This is a genomic window from Roseburia sp. CLA-AA-H209 (assembly GCF_020687575.1).
GTDB lineage: Bacteria > Bacillota > Clostridia > Lachnospirales > Lachnospiraceae > Roseburia_C > Roseburia_C amylophila.
Genome location: NZ_JAJEQU010000001.1, coordinates 399,973 through 422,403 on the forward strand (window position 1 = coordinate 399,973; position 22,431 = coordinate 422,403).

At 41.5% G+C, this 22,431-nt stretch carries 25 protein-coding genes; 3 read left to right on the forward strand and 22 right to left on the reverse strand.

All coding sequences use genetic code 11. The features are described from left to right. Positions 1 to 10: 10 nt before the first annotated feature. The 14 genes from LKD41_RS01975 to LKD41_RS02040 form a co-directional block, all read right to left on the reverse strand. Positions 11 to 1,051 (reverse strand): ABC transporter substrate-binding protein, encoded by a 1,041-nt coding sequence (locus LKD41_RS01975; RefSeq protein WP_227700226.1) that lies wholly within the window; start codon positions 1,049 to 1,051, stop codon positions 11 to 13. Positions 1,052 to 1,117: 66 nt separating this feature from the next. Further along, positions 1,118 to 1,426, reverse strand: a complete 309-nt coding sequence (locus LKD41_RS01980; protein WP_227700227.1) for a hypothetical protein — start codon at positions 1,424 to 1,426, stop codon at positions 1,118 to 1,120. 5 nt (positions 1,427 to 1,431) lie between these two features. Continuing rightward, positions 1,432 to 2,079: a thiamine diphosphokinase gene (locus LKD41_RS01985; protein ID WP_227700228.1), complete on the reverse strand. Its 648-nt coding sequence runs from the start codon at positions 2,077 to 2,079 to the stop codon at positions 1,432 to 1,434. 1 nt (position 2,080) lies between these two features. After that, positions 2,081 to 2,740, reverse strand: coding sequence for a ribulose-phosphate 3-epimerase (gene rpe / locus LKD41_RS01990; protein WP_227700229.1), 660 nt, complete (start codon positions 2,738 to 2,740; stop codon positions 2,081 to 2,083). A gap of 101 nt (positions 2,741 to 2,841) precedes the next feature. Continuing rightward, a complete protein-coding gene (gene rsgA / locus LKD41_RS01995) occupies positions 2,842 to 3,720 on the reverse strand; it encodes a ribosome small subunit-dependent GTPase A (RefSeq protein ID WP_022243171.1) in 879 nt (292 codons plus the stop codon). 8 nt (positions 3,721 to 3,728) lie between these two features. Further along, on the reverse strand, positions 3,729 to 5,792 hold the full coding sequence (gene pknB, locus LKD41_RS02000) for a Stk1 family PASTA domain-containing Ser/Thr kinase (RefSeq protein ID WP_227700230.1): 2,064 nt from the start codon (positions 5,790 to 5,792) through the stop codon (positions 3,729 to 3,731). Then, positions 5,786 to 6,529 (reverse strand): Stp1/IreP family PP2C-type Ser/Thr phosphatase, encoded by a 744-nt coding sequence (locus LKD41_RS02005; protein ID WP_022243173.1) that lies wholly within the window; start codon positions 6,527 to 6,529, stop codon positions 5,786 to 5,788. The genes pknB and LKD41_RS02005 overlap by 7 nt, the downstream gene beginning before the upstream one ends. A gap of 10 nt (positions 6,530 to 6,539) precedes the next feature. Further along, positions 6,540 to 7,577, reverse strand: a complete 1,038-nt coding sequence (gene rlmN, locus LKD41_RS02010; protein ID WP_227700231.1) for a 23S rRNA (adenine(2503)-C(2))-methyltransferase RlmN — start codon at positions 7,575 to 7,577, stop codon at positions 6,540 to 6,542. Further along, positions 7,574 to 8,884 (reverse strand): 16S rRNA (cytosine(967)-C(5))-methyltransferase RsmB, encoded by a 1,311-nt coding sequence (rsmB, locus tag LKD41_RS02015; RefSeq protein ID WP_227700232.1) that lies wholly within the window; start codon positions 8,882 to 8,884, stop codon positions 7,574 to 7,576. The genes rlmN and rsmB overlap by 4 nt, the downstream gene beginning before the upstream one ends. Next, complete coding sequence (locus LKD41_RS02020) at positions 8,877 to 9,581, reverse strand: zinc metallopeptidase (RefSeq protein ID WP_118172710.1); 705 nt, start codon at positions 9,579 to 9,581, stop codon at positions 8,877 to 8,879. Before LKD41_RS02020 ends, rsmB begins: the two co-directional genes overlap by 8 nt. A gap of 15 nt (positions 9,582 to 9,596) precedes the next feature. Continuing rightward, positions 9,597 to 10,538 (reverse strand): methionyl-tRNA formyltransferase, encoded by a 942-nt coding sequence (gene fmt, locus LKD41_RS02025; protein WP_227700233.1) that lies wholly within the window; start codon positions 10,536 to 10,538, stop codon positions 9,597 to 9,599. Between the two features lie 2 nt (positions 10,539 to 10,540). Further along, positions 10,541 to 11,011 carry a peptide deformylase gene (gene def, locus LKD41_RS02030; protein WP_022243178.1) on the reverse strand — a complete coding sequence of 157 codons (471 nt, stop codon included), beginning with the start codon at positions 11,009 to 11,011 and terminating at the stop codon, positions 10,541 to 10,543. Between the two features lie 27 nt (positions 11,012 to 11,038). Next, positions 11,039 to 13,264, reverse strand: a complete 2,226-nt coding sequence (gene priA, locus LKD41_RS02035) for a replication restart helicase PriA (protein WP_227700234.1) — start codon at positions 13,262 to 13,264, stop codon at positions 11,039 to 11,041. Between the two features lie 9 nt (positions 13,265 to 13,273). Further along, positions 13,274 to 14,728 (reverse strand): UDP-N-acetylmuramoyl-L-alanyl-D-glutamate--2,6-diaminopimelate ligase, encoded by a 1,455-nt coding sequence (locus tag LKD41_RS02040; RefSeq protein ID WP_227700235.1) that lies wholly within the window; start codon positions 14,726 to 14,728, stop codon positions 13,274 to 13,276. A 293-nt stretch (positions 14,729 to 15,021) separates the two neighbouring features. Here LKD41_RS02040 and LKD41_RS02045 point away from each other — a divergent pair, with 293 nt between their 5' ends. After that, positions 15,022 to 15,420, forward strand: a complete 399-nt coding sequence (locus LKD41_RS02045) for a putative ABC transporter permease (protein WP_227700236.1) — start codon at positions 15,022 to 15,024, stop codon at positions 15,418 to 15,420. Between the two features lie 86 nt (positions 15,421 to 15,506). Here LKD41_RS02045 and LKD41_RS02050 read toward each other — a convergent pair whose 3' ends face one another. Beyond that, on the reverse strand, positions 15,507 to 15,923 hold the full coding sequence (locus LKD41_RS02050; protein WP_117698484.1) for a PH domain-containing protein: 417 nt from the start codon (positions 15,921 to 15,923) through the stop codon (positions 15,507 to 15,509). A 179-nt stretch (positions 15,924 to 16,102) separates the two neighbouring features. Here LKD41_RS02050 and pyrB point away from each other — a divergent pair, with 179 nt between their 5' ends. Together pyrB and LKD41_RS02060 are read left to right on the forward strand one after the other, a co-directional pair. Then, positions 16,103 to 17,017, forward strand: a complete 915-nt coding sequence (gene pyrB, locus LKD41_RS02055; protein ID WP_227700237.1) for an aspartate carbamoyltransferase — start codon at positions 16,103 to 16,105, stop codon at positions 17,015 to 17,017. 5 nt (positions 17,018 to 17,022) lie between these two features. Then, the gene (locus tag LKD41_RS02060) at positions 17,023 to 17,463 is read left to right on the forward strand and encodes an aspartate carbamoyltransferase regulatory subunit (RefSeq protein ID WP_022243184.1); all 441 of its coding nucleotides are present in this window, start codon (positions 17,023 to 17,025) and stop codon (positions 17,461 to 17,463) included. Positions 17,464 to 17,571: 108 nt separating this feature from the next. Here the strand turns inward: LKD41_RS02060 and LKD41_RS02065 are convergent, their stop codons facing one another. From LKD41_RS02065 to LKD41_RS02095, 7 genes are all read right to left on the reverse strand, one after another. Then, entirely contained in the window at positions 17,572 to 18,504 is a 933-nt protein-coding gene (locus LKD41_RS02065) for a hypothetical protein (RefSeq protein WP_227700238.1), read from the reverse strand. A 308-nt stretch (positions 18,505 to 18,812) separates the two neighbouring features. Then, positions 18,813 to 19,040, reverse strand: a complete 228-nt coding sequence (locus tag LKD41_RS02070; RefSeq protein ID WP_022243186.1) for a KH domain-containing protein — start codon at positions 19,038 to 19,040, stop codon at positions 18,813 to 18,815. A 12-nt stretch (positions 19,041 to 19,052) separates the two neighbouring features. Beyond that, positions 19,053 to 19,298, reverse strand: a complete 246-nt coding sequence (gene rpsP / locus LKD41_RS02075; RefSeq protein WP_022243187.1) for a 30S ribosomal protein S16 — start codon at positions 19,296 to 19,298, stop codon at positions 19,053 to 19,055. A gap of 49 nt (positions 19,299 to 19,347) precedes the next feature. After that, the gene (gene ffh / locus LKD41_RS02080) at positions 19,348 to 20,709 is read right to left on the reverse strand and encodes a signal recognition particle protein (RefSeq protein ID WP_022243188.1); all 1,362 of its coding nucleotides are present in this window, start codon (positions 20,707 to 20,709) and stop codon (positions 19,348 to 19,350) included. A gap of 1 nt (position 20,710) precedes the next feature. Then, entirely contained in the window at positions 20,711 to 21,055 is a 345-nt protein-coding gene (gene ylxM / locus LKD41_RS02085; RefSeq protein ID WP_117946616.1) for a YlxM family DNA-binding protein, read from the reverse strand. A 103-nt stretch (positions 21,056 to 21,158) separates the two neighbouring features. Next, on the reverse strand, positions 21,159 to 21,512 hold the full coding sequence (locus tag LKD41_RS02090) for a hypothetical protein (RefSeq protein ID WP_227700239.1): 354 nt from the start codon (positions 21,510 to 21,512) through the stop codon (positions 21,159 to 21,161). A gap of 107 nt (positions 21,513 to 21,619) precedes the next feature. Beyond that, positions 21,620 to 22,300 (reverse strand): DUF6198 family protein, encoded by a 681-nt coding sequence (locus LKD41_RS02095; protein WP_227700240.1) that lies wholly within the window; start codon positions 22,298 to 22,300, stop codon positions 21,620 to 21,622. Positions 22,301 to 22,431: the final 131 nt, after the last annotated feature.

Consider the following 22,431-nt stretch of genomic DNA (forward strand, 5'->3'; position numbering starts at 1 on the left):
TTTCTGCGTCTTAGTTTTCCTGATATAAAATGTCTGCCAGTTCTTTATACGCTTCTCCCCAGCGGGCATTTGGTTTCAGGTTGTAAAGCCGTTTATCCAGTACATAATAGTGATTCTCTTTCACTGCAGTAAGACTGCTCCATACCGGACTGTCAGTTAATGTTTCCTGCACATTTTCCAGTGCCGCATCTGTATCGGTTCCCTGTGTAGTCACGAAAATATAATCCGGATCTGCGGTTACGATTGCTTCAAGGCTCAGATTGTCCAATAATCCGCTGTCGCTGTCTGCAATATTCACACATCCCAAATCCTTTAACAGCTCACCACCTACGCTGCCTTCACTTCCTTTGGCTTTTACACCACTTGCTGCTGCACGTAAAAATAATACGCTTGGATGGGAATCATCTACCCTTGCCTTGATTTCTTCAATCTGTTTCTGAACTTCAAGTCCGTTTTTCTCATATAAATCTTTTCTTCCGGTAATATCTGTACAAATGTCTAACATCTGAAGATATGCGTCAAAATCAGATACATCAAAATATGCTACTGTAACGCCTGCTTCTGTCAGCATATTTTCCATCTCCACATTAGAAGTAGTATTGGTGCTTGCAATTACAAGATCCGGCTGTGCGGCAAGCAATGCTTCTGTATTTGGCTCCTGAATACTTCCAAGATTTACCACATCATCTCCTAAGTCAAGGTCTAATGACTCCCAGGAGTCATTGGCTGTTGCCACCAGTTCACCACCGGATAATAACCAGACATCTGCAAAGCTTCCAATCATGGCTGCCACACGGTCATGGGAAGTTACGGTTACATCTCTTCCCAGTGCATCCGTAAAAGTAACCGGATTCTCTTCACTGGCTCCCTCTGTCACTTCATTTCCTGCTTCTGTCACATTTTCTGTACTCTCAATTACCTCTGTCACAGACTGCTGCTCCGTGCTTAAGGTCTCCTTTGCATCCTTATTTCCACATCCTGTCAGTGCTGTAAACATTAATGTTACGCAAAGACCGAGTGCTGTTATTTTTGTTCTTACACTTCTGTTCATTTTTCCTTTTCATCCTTTTCCTATTTATTTACTATGAATTGTATTGTACTATATTTTTTTGATTTGTCAAGATAGAAACGGTCTTTCCGTTAAAAGAATAATGGCACAGTCTATCCGCTCCAATACAAGCATAAAGCCTGCCGGAGCACTAAGAATTTCGATAGCATCTTTCATCAGTTCCGGCAACCGGCGCATATTCACATCCTTTTTCAAATGCGCCTCGCTGGCACTTCCCTGTGCCAGCGTTGCCTGTTGTCGGACGAAATTCCAAGTGCTCCTAGCAGACTTTATAATGTATTGGTGGCGGACAGACTGTGCCGCTATTCTGTCAAACAAAAAAGAGACCTCTTTCCGTCCTACAGAATTCAGTCTCATAAAAATCAGTCTCTTGATTCAATCATAATCAATATTCCGTTTTTTAAATCTATCACCGCTTCGTCCTCTACAATTTCATTGCTGACGCCCAATGTATTATCACTGGTAAATGCTGCATCCTGCAGCGGATATTTCATTCCGGTCAATGTTACTCCGGTTACTTCTGTTGTAAGAGGAAGTAAGGATACATACCTTCCGAACTGCTGACTCTTTCGAAGAACCGCGCGCTCTTTCAACAGACGAATCCGGTTATGGGAATCTATGAGAAAGCATGGAATGTCTTTTGCCAGCGGCTGCATCAAAAGCTGTATATTACCTAACACATGGTCAAGCCTTGTGCCGGTGCCACCTAATATATGGATTTCGCTGCTATTCCGTTCCATGGCTTTTCCGATGGCAATTTCAGAATCGGTATAATCCTTCTCCGGCTGATACTGGTGCCACTCAATGCCGCTTTGCCGTCGAAATGCTTCCAATATGGTTTTATCTGCCGAATCATAATCTCCTAATATGACATCCGGTTTTATCTGATTGCGGTAACAGAATTCCATGCCACGGTCTGCTGCTAAGATACAATCCGGTTTTACCCGCTCTATATAACTTAATGCAAATGCATCCTCTATGGTTCCGCCATTGATAATCAATGTATTCATCTTATTTACCACCATTAATGAGATTTAAGAAACATCTGGTGTTCTCTTCCGCATCTCCACCAAAAACTGCGCTTCCGGCAACAATAATATTTGCTCCTGCATCCATCAATGTTTCAACATTGGAAAGGTTTACGCCGCCATCTACTTCAATATCAAGCTTCAGCTTCCGCTCCTGCACCATTTTCTTTAACTGACGCACTTTATCGATAGTATAAGGAATCAGCTTCTGTCCGCCAAAGCCCGGATTTACTGTCATGATTAATACCATATCCACTTTTTCTAAAATATGTTCAATGGTAGTTAATGGTGTAGCAGGATTTAATGCTACTCCTGCAATGATGCCACGTTCCTTAATGGCTTCAATGGTCCGTTCTAAATGCTTACAGCTTTCTGCATGCACCGTAATCAAATCAGCTCCGCAGTCTACCAGCTCATCAATATAACGGATTGGCTCATCAATCATCAGATGAACATCAAATATTTTATCGGTACATTTTCGAATGGAGCGGATTACCGGCATTCCAAAAGAAATGCTTGGCACAAAGCTTCCATCCATTACATCGATATGAATGTACTGCGCCCCGGCTTCATCTACCGTCTTAATCTCTTCTCCTAATTTACTAAAATCTGCTGATAAAATAGATGGGGATAAACAATTCATCGTCTGATTCCTTTCTGTATCTGATATTTCTTTCGTATCTTATTTGGCTGTACTTTATTTTCGATATCCTATTTTCTCTTCTCTTTCGATACTCTAATTATTTAATACTTCTTTCTGTCCTTTAATTCTCCATAGAGCTGGCAGTAATTCTCATAACGCACCGGATGAATCTTTCCTTCTGATAAAGCTTCTTTGACTCCGCAGTCCGGCTCACTGATATGGGAACAGCCCTGAAATCTGCAATACGGTTCAAAGGCTGCAAACTCCGGATAACAATCCTGCAATTCTTCCTTCTCCATTTCCGGAAGATAAAGAGAACTAAATCCCGGTGTATCCATGATATAACCATCGCCCTTAAGCTGAATCAGTTCTGCATGTCTTGTGGTATGCCGGCCGCGCTCTATCTTCTTACTGATTTCACCGGTCTCCATACAGGCTTCCGGTGCTAAAAGATTAATAAGTGAAGATTTTCCCACTCCGGAAGGTCCTGCTACCGTTGTAGTCTTTCCTTCTAATATTTCCTGAAGTTCTTTCAGTCCCAGTTCCTTTTTTGCACTGACAAAGAGTATCTTGCAGCCGCTTGCTTCATAAATAGATGCAATCTCCTGCTGCTGTTCCTCCGTAATCAAATCACACTTATTAAAACAAAGGATTACCGGAACATCCTGCCGTCCCATCATTACCAGAAAACGGTCTAAAAGATTAAAATTGGGATTGGGACTTGCCGCTGCGAAAATCAAAAGAGCCTGGTCTACATTGGCAACTGCCGGACGAATCAGTGCATTTTTTCTTGGAAGAATTGCTGCGACATTTCCGGTCTTCTTCTCTTCTGAAATAATATCAATCTCTACATCATCTCCCACCAGTGGTTTCATCTTCTGCTGGCGGAATATTCCTTTTGCCTTACATTCATAAATTCCGGATTCCACTACATGAACGTAGTAGAATCCGGAAATTCCTTTGACTATTTTTCCCTGCATGTGCATCCTTATTTTTCAGTAAAGTTTACAGAGGTCGATACCACATTGGTTCCTGTTGTACCATCTTCGTTGGTATACGTCCAGTCAACCTCAAGGGTACCGCTGCTCATATTTTTAATATTATCTACATTCACAGAACCAGGTGTTGTTCCCTCGAAGGTTGTTGTCCAGAGGGTACTTCCATCAGAACCTTTCAGTGTAACGGTTCCGCCAATGTAATTCTTACCATCCTGCGGTACTGCTAATGTATCGCTCTTATAAGAATAATATGTTGTCTTCTTTCCTAAACTGATGGTCAGGGTAACTGTTGTTCCCCGGTCAACAAACTTGCCATTTACCGGATCCTGGCTGATAACCTGACCTTCTGCCACATCATCGCTGTAATCGGTCTTAGTTGTAACATTTAAGCCTGCACCGGTTAATTCATTTTTCGCATCAGTTTCTGAGTGTCCTCTGACATCCGGTACCTGCACGCTTTCAATACCACGGCTTAAAATCAGGGTAATGGTATCACCCTTCTTCGCATTGGTTCCGATATCTGGTGTAGTCTTGATAACATAATCCTGCTGTACGGTATCGCTGTAATCATAATCCGTGCTTACCTTAAAGCCCATATCCTCTAATTTTTTCTGTGCTTCCGAAGACTTATAACCGGCTACGTCAGGAATCGGAACATCTCCTGCTCCGCTGCTGATACGGACAGTAACGGTATCGCCAGCCTTTACAGATTCACCCTTCTTCACACTCTGCTCGGCAATCTGTCCTTCCTCATAATCATCAGAGGAAATCTCCTCGCCTTCTTCTAACTTGATATCAAGCTTCTTATCTTTGATTTCATTCTGTGCTTCTTCAAAAGTAAGACCACGCAAATCAATCATTTCGATTTTATCTTCGGTGTCTGTTTCGGTTTCTGTTGCAATCTCTGTCTCGGTATCATTTTTCTTGTTGCCGCCAAATCGGAAAATTCCAAGGATATTACCAACCAGGCAAATGACGATTCCTACGATGATAACTGCAGCGACAATTCCCATAATAGTAACTGCTTTTTCCATCTTCGGATTGAGAATTCCATTCTCCTTCTCCTCATCCTCTGTTAATTCATCCTCATCCGGTTCTTCTTCCTCTCCTGCTTCTTCCTCTTCATCATAGGAAACTTTTCCGGAGCCTTCCCGGATCTGCTCTAATTCATCCTGTCCGATGACTCTTGTCTTATCATTGCTGCCAAGTGGAACCATGGTAACAAAATCTTCATTCGGACTAATCAGACATTTCTTTAAATCAATCAACAGTTCGCCCATATTCTCATAACGGCGGTCCGGGTTCTTCTGTGTACATTTTAAAATAATCTTCTCTAAGCTGATTGGAAGGTCCGGTGTATACGCAGTTGGTGGAACCATTTCTTCCTGTAAATGCTGGATTGCTACCGCAACCGTAGTATCTCCATCAAAAGGAACTCTTCCGGTTACCATTTCATACATGACAATTCCAAGAGAATAAATATCACTCTTGCCATCTACGAAACCGTTTCTTGCCTGCTCCGGAGAAGAATAATGTACGGAACCCATAACATCTGAATTAATGGTGTTGGAAGTTGCTGCACGGGCAATTCCAAAATCGGTTACCTTTACTTTTCCTTCTGTGGAAATAATAATATTCTGTGGCTTGATATCACGGTGCACAATATTCTTATTGTGTGCAGCCTCAATACCTCTGCCTACCTGAATGGCAATGCTGACTGCTTCTTTGTAAGTCAGTTTGCCTTTCTTCTCAATATATGTCTTTAATGTGATTCCATCCACATACTCCATGACAATATAATGCATGCCGTTTTCGCTTCCGACATCATAGATATTTACGATGTTTGGATGCTCTAATCCTGCTGCTGACTGTGCCTCGGTACGGAACTTTGTCACAAAATTAACATCTTCACTGAATTCCTGCTTTAAAACCTTAATTGCCACAAAACGTCCTAAGACATGATCCTTTGCCTTATAAACATCAGACATTCCGCCTGCGCCTATTTTTCCAATAATTTCATAACGTTCTGCGATAAACATTCCCTCTGTTAACATATCTTCACCTCATCCGAAAATGGTTTTATTACAATTACTGTAATGTTGTCTTTACCGCCATTTTCATTGGCAGTCTTTACCAGTCTTTCTGCTTGTTCTGCAATATCACGCTGACTGAGCATAATATTTCTGATATCTGCATCCTCTACCATGTTGGTTAATCCATCGGTACACATAAGTATTTCATCTTCCGGATCCAGATTAATCTCAAAGAAATCCACATCCACTTCCGGGACTGCTCCGATTGCCCTTGTAATAATGTTTTTATCACGGTGATTCCGGGCTGTTTCTTTGTCCATCTCACCCATCCGCACCATTTCTTCTACCAGCGAATGGTCTTTCGTAATCTGTCTGATTTCCTGATTTACTACATATAGTCTGCTGTCTCCCACATTGGCAACCGTAAGCACGTTGTCATGAATGGTACAAATTACCAGAGTAGTTCCCATTCCCTTCATTTCCTCATGGTTATTTGCTTCCTCTAACAGCATGGTATTTGCCTGCTTTACTGCAGACTCAATAATTGCAGCCGGCTCTGACAATGTCGACTCACGAATCAGCTTCTCCAATGTCTCTACCGTATATCTGGAAGCATAATCTCCCGCTTTATGTCCTCCCATTCCATCTGCAACAATGAAAAGATTTGGCAGATTACCAATCGGCTGCTCAGAGGAAAAGACATAGTCCTGATTGGAGCTGCGCTTTTGTCCGATATCTGTAATTGAAAAAGTCTTCATGATAGTCCACCTACCTTTCTAAAAATTTCTTTCTTAACTGTCCACAGGCACCATCAATATCTCTGCCCATTTCCCTTCTAATAGTAACATTAATTCCGTTTTTTTCAAGTTTATTTTTAAATTTGAGGATTTCCTCATGGTCTGACTGCACATAATCCCGCTCTTTAATGGGATTTACCGGAATCAGATTAATGTGGCAGTTCATGCCGGAAACCAGCTTAACCAGCCGCTCTGCATCCTCATCCGTATCATTGACGCCGCCCACCAGACTGTATTCAAAAGTGATTCTTCGTCCTGTCTTGTCAAAATAATATCTGCAGGCATCTAAGACCTCGGAAAGCTCATAACTGTTGGCAACCGGCATCAGCTCTTTCCTCTTTTCCTGTGAGGATGCATGCAGGGAAAGTGCCAGTGTAATCTGAAGCTTCAAATCAGCGAGCTGCTTCATCCGTGGCACCAGTCCACAGGTAGATACCGTAAGATTTCTCTGGCTGATATGAAGTCCATGCTCGTCTGTCAGCAGTTCAATGAATTTTACAATATTATCATAATTATCCATAGGTTCTCCGCTTCCCATGACTACCACATTGGAAATACGTTCTCCGATGCTCTCCTGAATCCGGTATATCTGCTCTAAGATTTCCGATGGTGTCAGATTACGCACCAGTCCGTCCAGTGTTGATGCACAGAACCGGCAACCCATACGGCAGCCCACCTGGGAAGAAACACATACGGAATTGCCATGCTTATATTTCATCAGCACACTTTCTATCATATTCCCATCTGCCAATGCAAATAAGTACTTTCTCGTTCCGTCAATCTTCGAAATCTGTACCAGTTCTTCTTCTAATACTGTAAGGTCTGCTTTCTCTTTTAATGTCTCCCTTAAATTCTTCGAAAGATTTGTCATTTCATCAAAGGAGGTGACATGATGGATGTGCATCCATTCATATATCTGCTTTGCCCGGAATTTCTTCTCTCCCAGAGACAAAAGAAATTCTTCTAATTCTTTTAAATTCAAGGATTTTACATCAACTTTTTCTATCATACATTCTGTTTCCTTAATCTGGCAATGAAAAATCCGTCACTGCCTAATTCATCCGGCAGAATCTGTTCCATGCTTTCTACTTCAAATTCTTTATGATTTGAAGTAAACCATGCAACATTTTCTTCATTCTCTCCCGCATCAATGGTGCAGGTACTGTAAATCATTCTGCCACCCGGCTTCACATACTGATGAACCGTGGATAAAATCTCCCGCTGTAATGCGATCAGTGATTTGATATCTTCCGGCTGCATCCGGTATTTGATATCCGGTTTCTTCCGGAGCACACCCAGTCCGGAACATGGTAAATCGGCAATAACTACATCTGCTTTGCCGATACTGCCTTTATCTGATACACGGGCATCCCACTGCTCGGCTGTCATATTGGTCACCTGATGACGTCTGATATTCTCTTCTATCAAAGAGACTTTATACTCACTGACATCCCTGGTGATGACCCTTCCACTGCCGGAAAGCAGCTGTGCAATATGTATACTCTTTCCACCGGGTGCTCCGCACACATCAATGACAGTATCATTTTCTTTTACCTCTGCCGCCTCAGCCACCTTCATGGAGCTTAAATCCTGCACATAAAAAAGTCCTTCCGCAAATTCCGGAATGCTGCCAAGATAATCCACACCTCTTACATGCAATGCATAAGGAAGTTTTTCATCTATGTTCACTTCCATACCACGATTTTTTAAACGCTTCATCAATACTTCCGGTGTAATCTTCGTAAGATTACATCTTATGGTCAGTGGTTCTTCTTTCAAAAATGCTTCTGCTATCTTTTCAATCCGTTCCAGAGAATAATTTTTCTCCCAGAGCGTAATCATCCATTCCGGGATGGAACAGGTTACGGATAAATACTGTTTATAAGCTTTTTTCTTATCCGGGTATGCAATCTTATCAAGATTTCTTCCGATATTCCGAAGCACTCCATTGACAAATCCGGAAAGCTTTCCAAAGCCTTTTTTCTTTGCAAGCTTTACTGCTTCGTTGCAGGAAGCCGATACCGGAACACTGTCCATATATTTCATTTCGTAGACGGCACTCCGGATAATACAACGGATTACCGGCTTCATTTTATTCACCTTCACACTGGAAAACTGATTGATAATATAATCAAGTTCCAGCATGCGCTCCAATGTGCCCTCGCTGACTCTGGTAATAAAGCTGCGCTCCTGTTTCTCAAGATACTGATATTTGGTCAGTACATCAGAAATCGCCACATGGCTGTATATGCCATCCTTTGTTACCGCCAGCAAAATTGCAAGCACCAGTTCCCGGCTGTTCACCGAATCAGTCATCCCGTCGTCCTCCAAATAATAAAATCAGACGCAGTAACTGAAGAATCGCTGAAGCTGCTCCCGCTACATAAGTTAACGCTGCAGCTCCTAAAACTTTTCTCGTATAGCCCAGTTCCTGTTCTCCTAAGATTCCTGTCTCTCCAAGGATTCTTACTGCTCTTCTCGATGCATTAAATTCTACCGGAAGTGTTACAATCTGAAATAATACTGCCAGTGAAAAGCAGATGATTCCTGCTGTAATCAATGCCTGACCACTACGGCTGCTGATAAATAATCCAATCAGAATCAGCGGCCATGCCAGTGTAGAACCGATATTGGCTACCGGAACAATGGCACCACGAATGGTAAGCGGTGCATAATTCTTCTGATGCTGGATAGCATGTCCACACTCATGGGCTGCTACACCAACCGCTGCAACAGATGTCGAACCATAGACACTGTCTGAAAGACTTAAGGTCTTATTTCTCGGGTCATAATGGTCGGTAAGGTTTCCGGAAATATGGCGGATTTCCACATCATAAATGCCTGCTGCATTTAAGATTCTCTGTGCCGCCTGTGCACCTGTCATTCCGGACATACTGCGGTATTTTGAATATTTTTTAAACGTATTGTTTACATGGGCAGATGCCAGAAGGCAGATTACTGCACCAATAATTACCAAGAAATAAGTCGGGTCCCACCAATAATAATATGGCATATGAATTCCTCCTTTTTATTGCTGTTTTGTTCCAAGCACCGTTCCGTTTTCGATTGTAAAGCCACGTAAGAAATCAGCAACCGGCATACGCTTTTTTCCTTCTAACTGCACTTCTTCCAGCGAAAGACGGTCAACGCCTGTCTGTATGACAAGGCTCTGTTTATCTGCCTTTACCACTGTTCCCGGTGCAGCATCCGTATTGCCCGGATGTACCGTTGCCTTCCAGATTTTCAATGTCTTACCGGAAAGGTAAGTATAGGCGCTCGGCCATGGATTCAGTCCACGAATCAGCCTCTCAATCTGCACTGCAGATAAAGACCAGTTAATCTTTCCCAATGACTTCTGAATCATTTTGGTATGCGTTGCAATCTCATTATCCTGTGGTGTATACACTGCTGTACCATCTTCAATGGATTTCATGGTTTCTACACATAATCGTGCCCCGGCATCCTGCAATTTATCAAAAAGGCTGCCACCGGTCTCCTGTGCATCCAGTTCCACAGCCACAGATGCTATCATATCTCCGGTATCCAGGCCTTCATCCATACGCATAATCGTTACGCCGGAAGCCTTCTCTCCATTGATTACTGCCCACTGGATTGGTGCAGCCCCACGGTATTTTGGAAGCAGGGATGCATGGACATTGATACAGCCATATTTTGGCATCTCTAAAATTTCTTTTGGAAGTATCTGTCCAAAGGCTGCTACCACAATGATGTCCGGCTGATATTTTGCCAGATATTCTATACATTCTGGACGGCGTACCCGCTCCGGCTGATACACTTCAATTCCATAGGCGATTGCAGCTTCCTTTACCGGAGGATACTGCATGCTCTTTCCTCTTCCCTTGGGTTTATCCGGCTGTGTTACCGCAAGCACTACTTCATGGCCTGCTGCCACAATTGCCTCTAATGTACCCACCGCAAAATCCGGTGTTCCCATAAATATTACTTTCATTTCTAGCCCTCCTCATAGACTACGTCATGAAGCTCGCCCTCTACTTTTTCCGTATACATATGTCCATCCAGATGGTCTAATTCATGACAGATTGCTCTTGCTAAAAGCTCTGTTCCCTCAATCTCATATTCATCACCATCTTCATTAAATGCACGGGCTTTTACATAATTTGGTCTTGTAACTGTTCCTGCCTTGCCCGGAAGACTTAAGCAGCCTTCATCTCCGGTCTGGGTTCCGGAAGTCTCGATAATCTCAGGATTAATCATAAGAATCGGGCCATCTCCGATATCAATAACTACCATTCTCTTTAAGATTCCAACCTGCGGTGCAGCAAGTCCCACACCATTGGCTTCATACATGGTTTCTAACATATCATCTGCCAGTTCTAAAATCTTTGGTGTTATCTCTTTAATTTCTTTACAGGTCTTTGTCAATACCGGATCTCCTACGGTCCGAATCTGTCTTAATGCCATTTTTGCTTCCTCCTTAAATTCCTTTCTCTAAAAGCCATTTACCGGGTCAAAATCAAATTGCACCGATATATTTTTTACTCCCTGTTTTTCTTCCATAAGCTGTTCTACTTTATCTTTTATCTGAATCAACACACCATAATCCGGGTGTTTGAAATAAAGTACTTTTTTATAAATGTCATTTACCTTGGCTACTGCTGCATCTGCTGGTCCAATCATCTGAAGCTTTTTATCAGCCTGCACTTTTTCCATGGTATCTGCAAGCTCTTTTGCACATGCATAGGCTTCTGCTTCTTCTTTTGATGCACAAAGCACAACCAGCATATGCCATACCGGCGGATAACGCATTGCCTGCCGGTAGAAAATTTCCTCTTCATAGAACTGGTTATAATCCTGATTCTTTGCACAGATGACGCTATAGTGCTCCGGATTATAAGTCTGGATAATGACCTCTCCCGGTTTCTCACCTCGTCCTGCCCTTCCGGCTGCCTGGGTCAGAAGCTGAAAGGTTCTCTCAGCGGCATGATAATCGGATACATAAAGAGATAAGTCTGCCGCCAGCACTCCTACTAATGTTACATTTGGAAAATCATGTCCTTTTACAATCATCTGGGTTCCAATCAGGATATCTGCTTCCTGATTGGCAAATGCGGAGAGGATTTTCTCATAGCTGTCTTTGCTTCTTGTGGTATCAAAATCCATCCGAAGAATCCTTGCCTTAGGAAATTCTTTTTTTACCAGTTCCTCAATTTTCTGGGTTCCGGCTTTAAAACCACTGATATATTTTGAACCACAGTTCGGACATATCTTAACATGATTTTGCTCATAACCACAATAGTGACATATCAGTTTTCCACTATTATGTGCATGCAATGACACATCACAGTGGGGACATTTCATTACATGACCACAGGCACGGCAAGATACAAAGCCTGCCATTCCCCTGCGGTTAATAAATAGCATAACCTGTTCTTTCCGCAATAACCGCTGCTCTATTTTTTTATGAAGGCTTCTGCTTAAAATCGAAAAGTTTCTTGCCTTTAATTCTTCTCTTAAGTCCACAATTTCACATTGCGGCAGTGGCTTTTCCTTCACCCGCTTATCCATGGAAAGGAGTAAATAATCACCCTTTTTCGCATGATAAAAGCTTTCTATGGAAGGGGTCGCCGAGCCTAAAATCACGGTGGCACCGGACATTCTCGCCCGCTCTATTGCGGTTTCCCTTGCATGATACCTTGGTATCGTCTCACTTTTATAAGTGCCCTCATGCTCTTCATCTATTATAATATACCCAAGATTTGAAAAAGGTGTGAACAAAGCAGAACGAGGGCCAATCATAACATCAATTTCACCTTTTTTTGCCCGTTCAAACTGGTCGGAACGCTCTCCCGGTGACAGTTTCGAATTCATAATGGAAACCCGGTCGCCAAACCTATGGTAAAACCGCATCACCGTCTGATAGGTCAGTGCAATCTCCGGAATTAATACGATGGACTGCTTTCCCCTGCCGGCAGCTTCTGCAATCAGCTCCATGTAGACTTCTGTCTTACCGCTTCCGGTCACTCCGTGAATGAGGCACGGCTTCTTTTCTGTTCTGGCATTTTCTATCACTGCATCCACCACTTTTTGCTGCATTGCATTTAAGGTCAGGGTATAGGCTCCCTTCTCCTGTGTACGGACAGGGTTACGGTAAGTCCGCACTTCTTCTACCGTTATAACGCCCTGCTGCATCATTGCTTTGATGACATCTGCCGTAATATGAAGCTTTTTGGTTATTACATCATAACTTAAGACAGTTTCTTCTAACAGTGCTTCTAACAGTCTTGCCCGGGCAGTTCTGTGCTTTCTTTTCAATTCTTCCAAAAGGCTTGCCGCCTCGTTAAAAGGAAGTACAAGACGCACCAGACGGCTCTTTTTTTCCTTTGCTTTCTCTTTAATCGGAATCACTGTCTTTAATGCCTGGTTCATGGTTCCGCCATAATTTTTACGCATCCATGCTGCCAAGGCAATGAACTGTGATTCTATTTGCATGGCATTGTTATCAACAGCTTTAATGTCCTTTAATTTTGCCGTGTCAAATTCTGCTTTATCTGTCAGTTCTATCACGTAACCCTTTATCGTCCGGTTTCCAAAGGGAACAATGACCTGCATTCCTTCCGTTATCTCATCCTTCATTTCCGGTGGAATCCGATACTGAAAAGTTTTATCTAATTTTTCATGAGAAATATCAATTATGATATTGGCATATTTTGCCATAGATTCACCTCATATACTGTTCTCTATCATTTCCCGTTCGTTCATCGGATAAAAATGTCCTTCTATCTCCTGATACTCTTCATGACCTTTTCCTGCCACTACAATCAAATCGCCCTCCTGTGCCTGGGAAATAGCATAAGAAATGGCTTCTCTTCTATCCGGGATAATTTTATACTTTCCTTTCGTCCTCTTCATTCCCTGTTCGATGTCAGAAAGGATTGCCTCCGGCTTTTCATATCTTGGATTATCCGATGTCAATATCGTGACATCCGAAAGTCTTCCGGCTGTCTCACCCATCTGAAACCTCCGCAACGGAGAACGGTTTCCACCGCAGCCAAACAATAATACCAGACGCTTGGGCTGATACTGCCGCAATGTCTTTATCAGGGATTCCAGACTTGCCGCATTATGGGCATAATCAATGACTACATCAAATTTATCTGAAATTCTTACTTCTTCAATTCTTCCTTTTACTGAAACATTTCTTAAGGTTTTCCTTATCGTCTCCGGGGAAATTCCAAGGAGATGTGCTGCTTCCATGGCAGCAAGGGAATTATATACATTGGCAGTTCCGGGCATTTTTAATACGATTTCATCCTTTATCCACCCGGTTGTCTGATATGTGACATTTAATCCACGACTGCTTCTTTCATATACGATATGCTCCGCTTTTACATCGCAGGGTTGTTCGATTCCATAAGTATATACCGGAGCCTCAAGATTCGCTGTCATAAAACCATGATATTTATCATCTGCATTGATACAAATCACCCGGCTACGCTCAAAAAGCCGTTTTTTACAGCAGGCATACTCCCGAAAACTCCGATGCTCCCCCGGTCCGATATGGTCCATGGACAGATTAGTATAAATTCCAATGGCAAAGGTGATTCCTTCCACCCGGTAATGCTTCAGTCCCTGGGAGGATACTTCCATCACACAACAACTGCATCCGGCATCCGCCATTTCCCGCAGTTCCTTCTGTAATACCAGGGCATCCGGTGTCGTATTGCTGCCTGGCTTTTTTAATCCATCGCTTCTTCGTACGCCAAGAGTTCCGATCAGTCCGCATTTTACCCCGGCTTCCTTTAACATCTGATACAGCATACAGGCAGTCGTGGTCTTTCCTTTTGTTCCGGTAATTCCTATCATCTGCATGGCTTCTGCCGGTGCACCATAATAATTTCTGGCTATCCATGCCATGGCTTCACTGGTATTGCGTACCCGGATGACTGTCACATCACCTTCCACCCAGACATGCTTTGATACTACACAAACTGCTGCACCTTTACGAATTGCCTGAGCAAGATAATCATGCCCATCTTCCCTGCTTCCCGCAAGGCAGATAAACATGCTTCCTCTGACCACCTGTCTGGAATCATGGCAGATATGTGTCACCTTACAATCCATCGTTCCCCGTGTACAAATATATGTAACCTGCTTTAGTAAATCCTTAAGATATGCCATAGACGTATCCTTAAAAATACACTTTTATCATTATATGCTACCGGGTGGGTTTTTACAAGTTTTCCACTTTTTATTTATGAAAGATTTCATAATTTCTTACAGATATTTTATGAAATTACGAAACAGGGTGATGCTGCAAATGTATTTATTGTGTAACCGAAATAACCGGATGTTCACGAAATCCGAATGCATGATAAGGACTGTTATTTCACACACAAAAATTACCAGTCACATTCCATCCCTGTTTCATAATTTCATAGTATTTTTCTAAATTCAAAGGAGATACTTTTCTTATGATAAAGAATAATTTTATGATATGCGGACTCACGGGCTGGTGCATGGAAATTATCTTCACCTCCCTTGATTCTATCCGCAATAACAATTTTAAACTGACGGGGCATACTTCTATCTGGATGTTCCCGATTTATGGCATGGCGGCGGTTATTCCGCCTGTTTATAAGCACATTCATAAGCTGCCTGCCATCTTCCGGGGTTCCATTTACTCTGCCGGTATCTTTGTCTGTGAGTATCTGACCGGAACCTTCTTAAAGAAAAAGGGCATCTGTCCATGGGATTACAGCAATGCCAAAACCAATATCAACGGTGTCATCCGCTTAGACTATGCGCCTCTCTGGATGATGGCAGGTCTCCTATTTGAACGTGTTACCACTGTTCCCCGGAGAAAATCTTAAATCCCCTTTTCTGCATAAAACAGCATCGCACGGAACTTCTTGTTTAAGTCCGTGCGATGCCTGAATCCTGCAATGTCCTGTTACGCTTATGAGTCTAAATCATCAATATCTGCGCCAGCTCCAATATCTAACGTATTTAAAGTACGGCGTTTCATTCTTGCAATTTCGGATGCTTTTAAGATGTAATTTTTTACTTCCCTTGAATGTTTGATATGTGTCAGTCGAAGCTCCGGTGTAGTAACATCTCCGGTATAACAGATTACAGTTCCAAGTCCGAACATCCGCTCCAGCAAAGTTGCCGTTAATTTTACATCCTGTACCTTATACATATAGCAGTCATTTTCTTCAATTTTGAATAAGCCTGCATCTACTGTAATTACACTTGGTTTGATGATATATTTGGTAAAGGTCCATGGCAGACCGAAAAAGAGTATTCTCTTGCGTTCTGTGTACTGGGCATCCTCATCAAAGTCCATCTGCATGTCATTTCTTTCCTCAATCATTTTTGCTCTCCTTCTCTTTGCATCACCTTATGATACCCTACTTTATCATATACTGAAAAATTTTTCAAATTTCAGAATATTGCGTCTTTATATTTTGTCTTGAATTTTATATTTTATTATTATATGATAGTAAAAATGCCTAGATGACATTACTAAAAACATCATACAGGAGGAATCTTATGCGACACTTAATGAGTCCCCTCGATTTATCCGTAGAGGAGCTGGATCAACTGCTGGATTTAGCAGGTGATATTGAAAAAAATCCACAAAAATATGCACATGCCTGTGATGGCATGAAACTTGCAACCTGTTTCTATGAACCAAGTACCCGTACCCGTCTTAGTTTTGAAGCTGCCATGTTAAACCTTGGTGGTTCTGTTCTTGGTTTTGCCAGTGCAGACAGTTCATCCGCAGCAAAAGGCGAAAGTGTTTCCGATACTATCCGAATCATTTCCTGTTACGCAGATATATGTGCCATGCGTCATCCAAAGGAAGGGGCGCCTCTCGTAGCTTCCCAGAAATCTTCTATTCCAGTAATCAACGCCGGTGATGGCGGTCATCAACATCCAACCCAGACATTAACTGATTTATTAACCATCCGTTCTTTAAAAGGGAAATTAGACAATATGACAATCGGTTTATGCGGTGATTTAAAATTCGGCCGGACCGTGCACTCTCTGATTAATGCACTGATTCGTTATCCCGGAATCCGCTTCGTTCTTATTTCTCCGGAAGAACTTAAAATTCCGGACTATATCCGCGAAGACGTTCTGGTAAAAAATAATATTCCGTTTGAAGAAGTAACAAGACTGGATGATGCAATGCCAAAACTTGATATTCTTTATATGACCAGAGTGCAGAAGGAACGTTTCTTCAATGAAGAAGATTATGTCCGTCTGAAAAACTATTACATATTAGACAAGAAAAAAATGAAACTTGCCAAGGACGATATGTATGTTCTTCATCCACTTCCTCGTGTCAATGAAATATCCGTAGAAGTAGATGATGACCCAAGAGCTGCTTATTTCCGTCAGGCACAGTACGGTGTCTATGTGCGAATGGCTCTGATTCTTACACTATTAAAATGGAGGTAATCAATATGTTAAATATCAGTGGAATTCATGAAGGTTTCGTTCTCGACCATATCAAAGCCGGTATGAGCCTTTCTATCTATCATAATTTAAAGCTGGACAAGTTAGACTGTACCGTTGCTATTATCAAAAATGCCAAAAGCAATAAAATGGGAAAAAAGGACATCATCAAAGTAGAATGCCCAATTGATGCCTTAGACTTAGATATCTTAGGTTTTATCGACCACAATATTACCGTAAATATTATCAAAGGCGATAAAATCGTTGAGAAAAAAGAACTGCACCTTCCAAAGCAGGTAAAAAATGTAATCCGTTGCAAGAACCCACGCTGCATTACTTCCATCGAACAGGAATTAGACCAGATTTTCCTGCTCACAGATGAAAAAGAAGAAACCTATCGTTGCAAATATTGCGAAGAAATGTATACCGACTACGGTTTTCGCGCATAAGTAAAATTGATAAAAAGTGCACAGGAACGAATTCCTGTGCACTTTTTATGAAACTATATAACTGCTTTTCTTTATTTCCCCTAGAAAAAAACTTACTGCTTTATCTTTTTATCCTGACAATTGTCCACAGATTTTCTCTACATCATAGTCTGGTGCCATATCTCTTGCCAGTTCATATATATTTTGAATTTTTTCTGGAGTTTCTTCTAGCATATCCGCAATTTCTTCTACAGATTTTCCTTTTTTCATTTTCTTTATTACAAGCGAAACTAAACTCTGCTCTATTCCATGCTCGACTCCTGCCTCAAATTCTGCTTTCCTTAATTTCTTTTCCTCTTCCTCTTTGTCATATTCAAATATACTCATAGCAATTACCTCCGCCTGATTTTTCCTAAGGAAATCTGCCAGAATATTTTCATGGATGCATTCTGCAACTGCTTTCTGTACAGCAGCATCTACTGGCATCTGTTCCGTAAGTGCACGGACTTTTGCGACATAAATGGAATATTCCCTCAATATCCGGCACTGGGACATTAACTCCGTGTTGTGCCCCGCATTCACATTAAATGTGGTAACAACAAGCTCCAAAGATGGTTTGTCCGTTACATGATAAAACGCATCTGACAGCCGGCTGGTACAACAATCCTCTATCGGCATGCTTCCGTTATAAAATACAATAAAATGGGGATTGGGAATTTTCTGTAATGCAGAAGAATATAGGGATTTCTTATCTACAAGCCTCTGGTATTCTGCTGCAATATAAAATAAATCCCGAAGCGGAATGTTCGGATTTATTGTGGATTGATGTTCATATAGATAAAGATTCATATCCAGAATAAAAACCAGGTCATTCTTCATTCCCATATAAATAGCATTTTCTAAAGTTACAATTTCCAGTGCATCTGCATCCGTATAATTACTGCCATTAACCGCATTATAAAGTGACAGCAAAGCTTCCTTTTCCGAAAATAGCATGCGAAAAATAGTGTCCTTGAATTTACGGTTTGCTACCGGTGTGTTTTCAGTTGTTTCTCTTGTCATAGGCAAGTCCTCCTTGTATGTGGCAGGAGAACCATTGCTACAAAATCCACTGCTGTACCTCTCCTGCTTTTTTGATTAATTAGTGAATAAAAGCATAGATAGACACAGAAATGTCATGTTCAAAATGAAACAAGATTTGAATAATAGAATTTGCTATTTCGATTGTATTAATGTATGCTTTTTTGTATTTTAACATATGTCGCACAATGGGACAAGATGGAAAAGTGCACAGGAACGAATTCCTGTGCATATAGATAAAAAGGAAGCAACAGATTACTCTGCTGCTTCCTTTTATGTCATTGATATTATTACATAATATCAACGATTACTTTTTTGTTTTCTTTTGAGGCTGCTGCTTTCACAACAGAACGGATTGCCTTTGCAATGCGTCCCTGTTTTCCGATTACCTTACCCATGTCGGACTGAGCTACGCGCAGTTCCAATACGATGGCTTTCTCGTTCTCTGTCTCTGTGACATTGACCTCATCCGGGTAATCTACAAGTGATTTTGCAATTACTTCTACTAATTCCTTCATAGGTACACCTCACTATTTTACGATACCGGTTGCTTTGAAGATACGGTTTACGGTTTCTGTTGGCTGTGCGCCGTTTGCTAACCATTTCTTAGCCAGTTCTTCATTTACATGGTACTCACTAGGATCCTTAGTTGGGTCATAAGTTCCAATCTCTTCGATGCATTTTCCATCTCTTGGGGAACGGGAATCTGCAACTACGATTCTATAGAAAGGAGCCTTTTTCTGTCCTAATCTTCTTAATCTAATCTTTACTGCCATTACTGTTTCACCTCCTTGAATTATGCTATCCTAAGCAAATGCTTATATGTTAAAAAGGAAACTTGAATTTTCCCATTTTACCACCGCGTCCACGTCCGCCCATAAGTCCAGGCATCTGTTTCATCATTTTCTTCGCCTGTTCAAACTGCTTTACCAAACGGTTTACTTCACTAATATCTACCCCTGCACCTTTTGCAATCCGGTGCTTACGGCTCGGATTCAAAAGTGAAGGATTACTTCTTTCCTTCTTTGTCATGGAATAGATGATGGCTGTTGTACGTGCCATATTTTTCTCAGCTTCACCTTCATCAATATCCGGCATCTTTCCGCCGCCCAGTCCCGGCAGCATTCCAAGAATATTGCCAAGACCGCCCATTTTCTTCATCTGTTCCATGGAAAGCAGATAATCATCAAAGGTAAAGTCTGCTTTCTTCAGACGCTGCTGCATGTCTTTGGCTTTTTCTTCATCTATATCAATCTCACTCTGTGCTTTTTCAATGAGTGTAAGCACATCGCCCATGCCAAGAATTCTGCTTGCCATACGATCCGGATAGAACTGTTCCAAATCGGAAAGTTTCTCACCCATACCAACATAAAGGATCGGCTTTCCGGTTACTGCACGGATAGATAATGCTGCTCCACCCCGGGTATCACCGTCTAACTTTGTCAGCACGACTCCGTCAATTCCAATCTTCTCATCGAACGTTCCTGCCACATTTACGGCATCCTGTCCGGTCATGGCATCTACAACCAAAATGGTCTGTGCCACATCGACATTTTCTTTTATCTCAATCAACTCATCCATCATATCTTCATCTACATGAAGACGTCCGGCGGTATCTAAGATTACAACCTGATTGCCATTCTTTGCTGCATGCTCAACTGCCGCTTTCGCAATATTTACCGGCTTATTCTTATCGCCCATGGAGAATACTTCAACTTCCTGCTTCTCTCCATTGATTTTCAACTGTTCAATAGCAGCCGGGCGATACACATCACAGGCTGCCAGCAGTGGTTTCTTGCCCTTCTGCTTTAACTTACCTGCAATCTTAGCGGTTGTGGTGGTTTTACCAGCTCCCTGAAGACCTACCATCATAATAACGGTAATCTGCTGTCCCGGACGAAGTGCTATCTCCGTTGTCTCGGAACCCATGAGCCTGACCATCTCTTCATTTACAATTTTAATTACCATCTGTCCAGGATTCAGTCCGTTCATTACATCGGAACCAATTGCACGCTCCTGCACCGCTTTGGTAAACTGTTTTACTACCTTAAAGTTAACATCTGCTTCAAGCAGAGCCATCTTTACTTCTTTCAGTGCTGCCTTCACATCATCTTCCGTAAGCCTTCCCTTACTGCGAAGATTCTTAAATACATTTTGAAGTTTCTGTGAAAGACTGTCAAATGCCATATTACAGCTCCTCCAATATTTCTCCCGAAATTCTCTCTATTTCATCAATTACTGTATCCTTGCGTCCTGCCCGGAAGCTTTCCGCTAATTTGTTAATCTCTTCTACCTTCTGCTTCGTCTCTAGGAACTTCTTTACCAGATGAAGCTTCTCTTCATAGCCTTCCAGCATCTTATTGCACCGCTTAATCAGGTCATGTACACCCTGGCGGCTGATGCCCTCGCAGGAAGCTATCTCGCCTAAAGATAAATCATTGAACACGAAATCTTCGTAGATTCTTCTCTGATGTTCATTGAGCAGCTCTCCATAAAAATCATATAAATAAGCCTGTTCTACTTTTTCTTCCATGTTCTCACTCCTTGCGACCTTTGCTATCATACTATAAAGGGAGCATGGTGTCAAGTATTTTTTCTTGACACTATGCTTTTTTCTTTTTATAACCACTGTTATTTTACATACTAAGTACGAACAAAAAATATGCAGCTATTCCAATGACTGCTAATATAGTAAAGAATACAGCACAATTTTTAATTGTTCTAAGTAAACTCAATTTTTTATAGGTAAGATATTCTGCAATTTCTGCTTCAGATAAATCTGCCTCATAAACTGTATAAAAATCCGTAGTTGATGTTTCTCCAGTTTGATATGTATAACTAAAAACATCTTTCGGAAGTGTCTTGCCCTCTTTCAAAAGTTTTTGATAATTTCTGTTCTCCTGTTTCGAGCATGGAATTTTTTGCAATAAGTTAAATTCAAACTTATATGAGCGCAATTCTTTTCTCAAATCAACCTTCTCTTTCGCCATACACCCTACCTCCATAATTTTAATCAAATGTTATAAATAAATTATAGCATGATACACTTTGCAATCATAGTCTTGCATTTTTTATAATGTAACATTATTCATCCATGTTATGAAACCATTTCCCGTTTCTTTTCCATCGTTTCTAATATAGAAGTAAAGGTAACTTTCTTATCCATCCAGTTTCCGACAATAGCAATTCCTTTTCCCATGGTAAATGCTGCCACAATGGTTCCAACACCCAGTCCCATGATTTTTCCCAGACAAAAATATGTCATGCCGGCAGTTACCAAAAGACAGATTACATCGAATCCGATTTTAATTCTGGCATACAGTGCTTTCGTAATATCTGCCACTTCTCTCGGAAACAAATCCGTTGGAATAATCGGAAGTTTGCATCGATTGGATAATGCAATTCCAATGCAGATAATCAGATAACTCAGCACAAAATAAAGTATCCGAAGTGGAATATTAAGTGGAAGTCTTGTAATCCAAAGTCCATGCACATCCATCATTTCGCCAAATGCAAATCCTACCACAAAGCTGAATAAGTAGGAAGGCACAAATTTCTTTCTCATAATCATCAAAGAAAGAACTAATAAGCCCTGAAATATGTATGTCCAGGTTCCTAATGTCAGTTTCGGAAATACCTGATGAAATGCATATGGCACGCTGGATATTGCCGAAATTCCCGAACCGGACTGCAACATCAACAAAACACCAAGACTGTTTATTATTACTGCAATGATAAGTGCTGCTTCTCCCCGCAGCACCATTTTCTTCTGTTCCATTCTATTACACGCTCTTTTCTTTCTTTTTTCCGAATATTTGTTATACGCTCCTTTTTGCGATTCGTCAAGAAATTTTGGAGTTGTATAGTCTGCCACTGTAGTTTCCTGCAGATATTTAACCATAAACTATC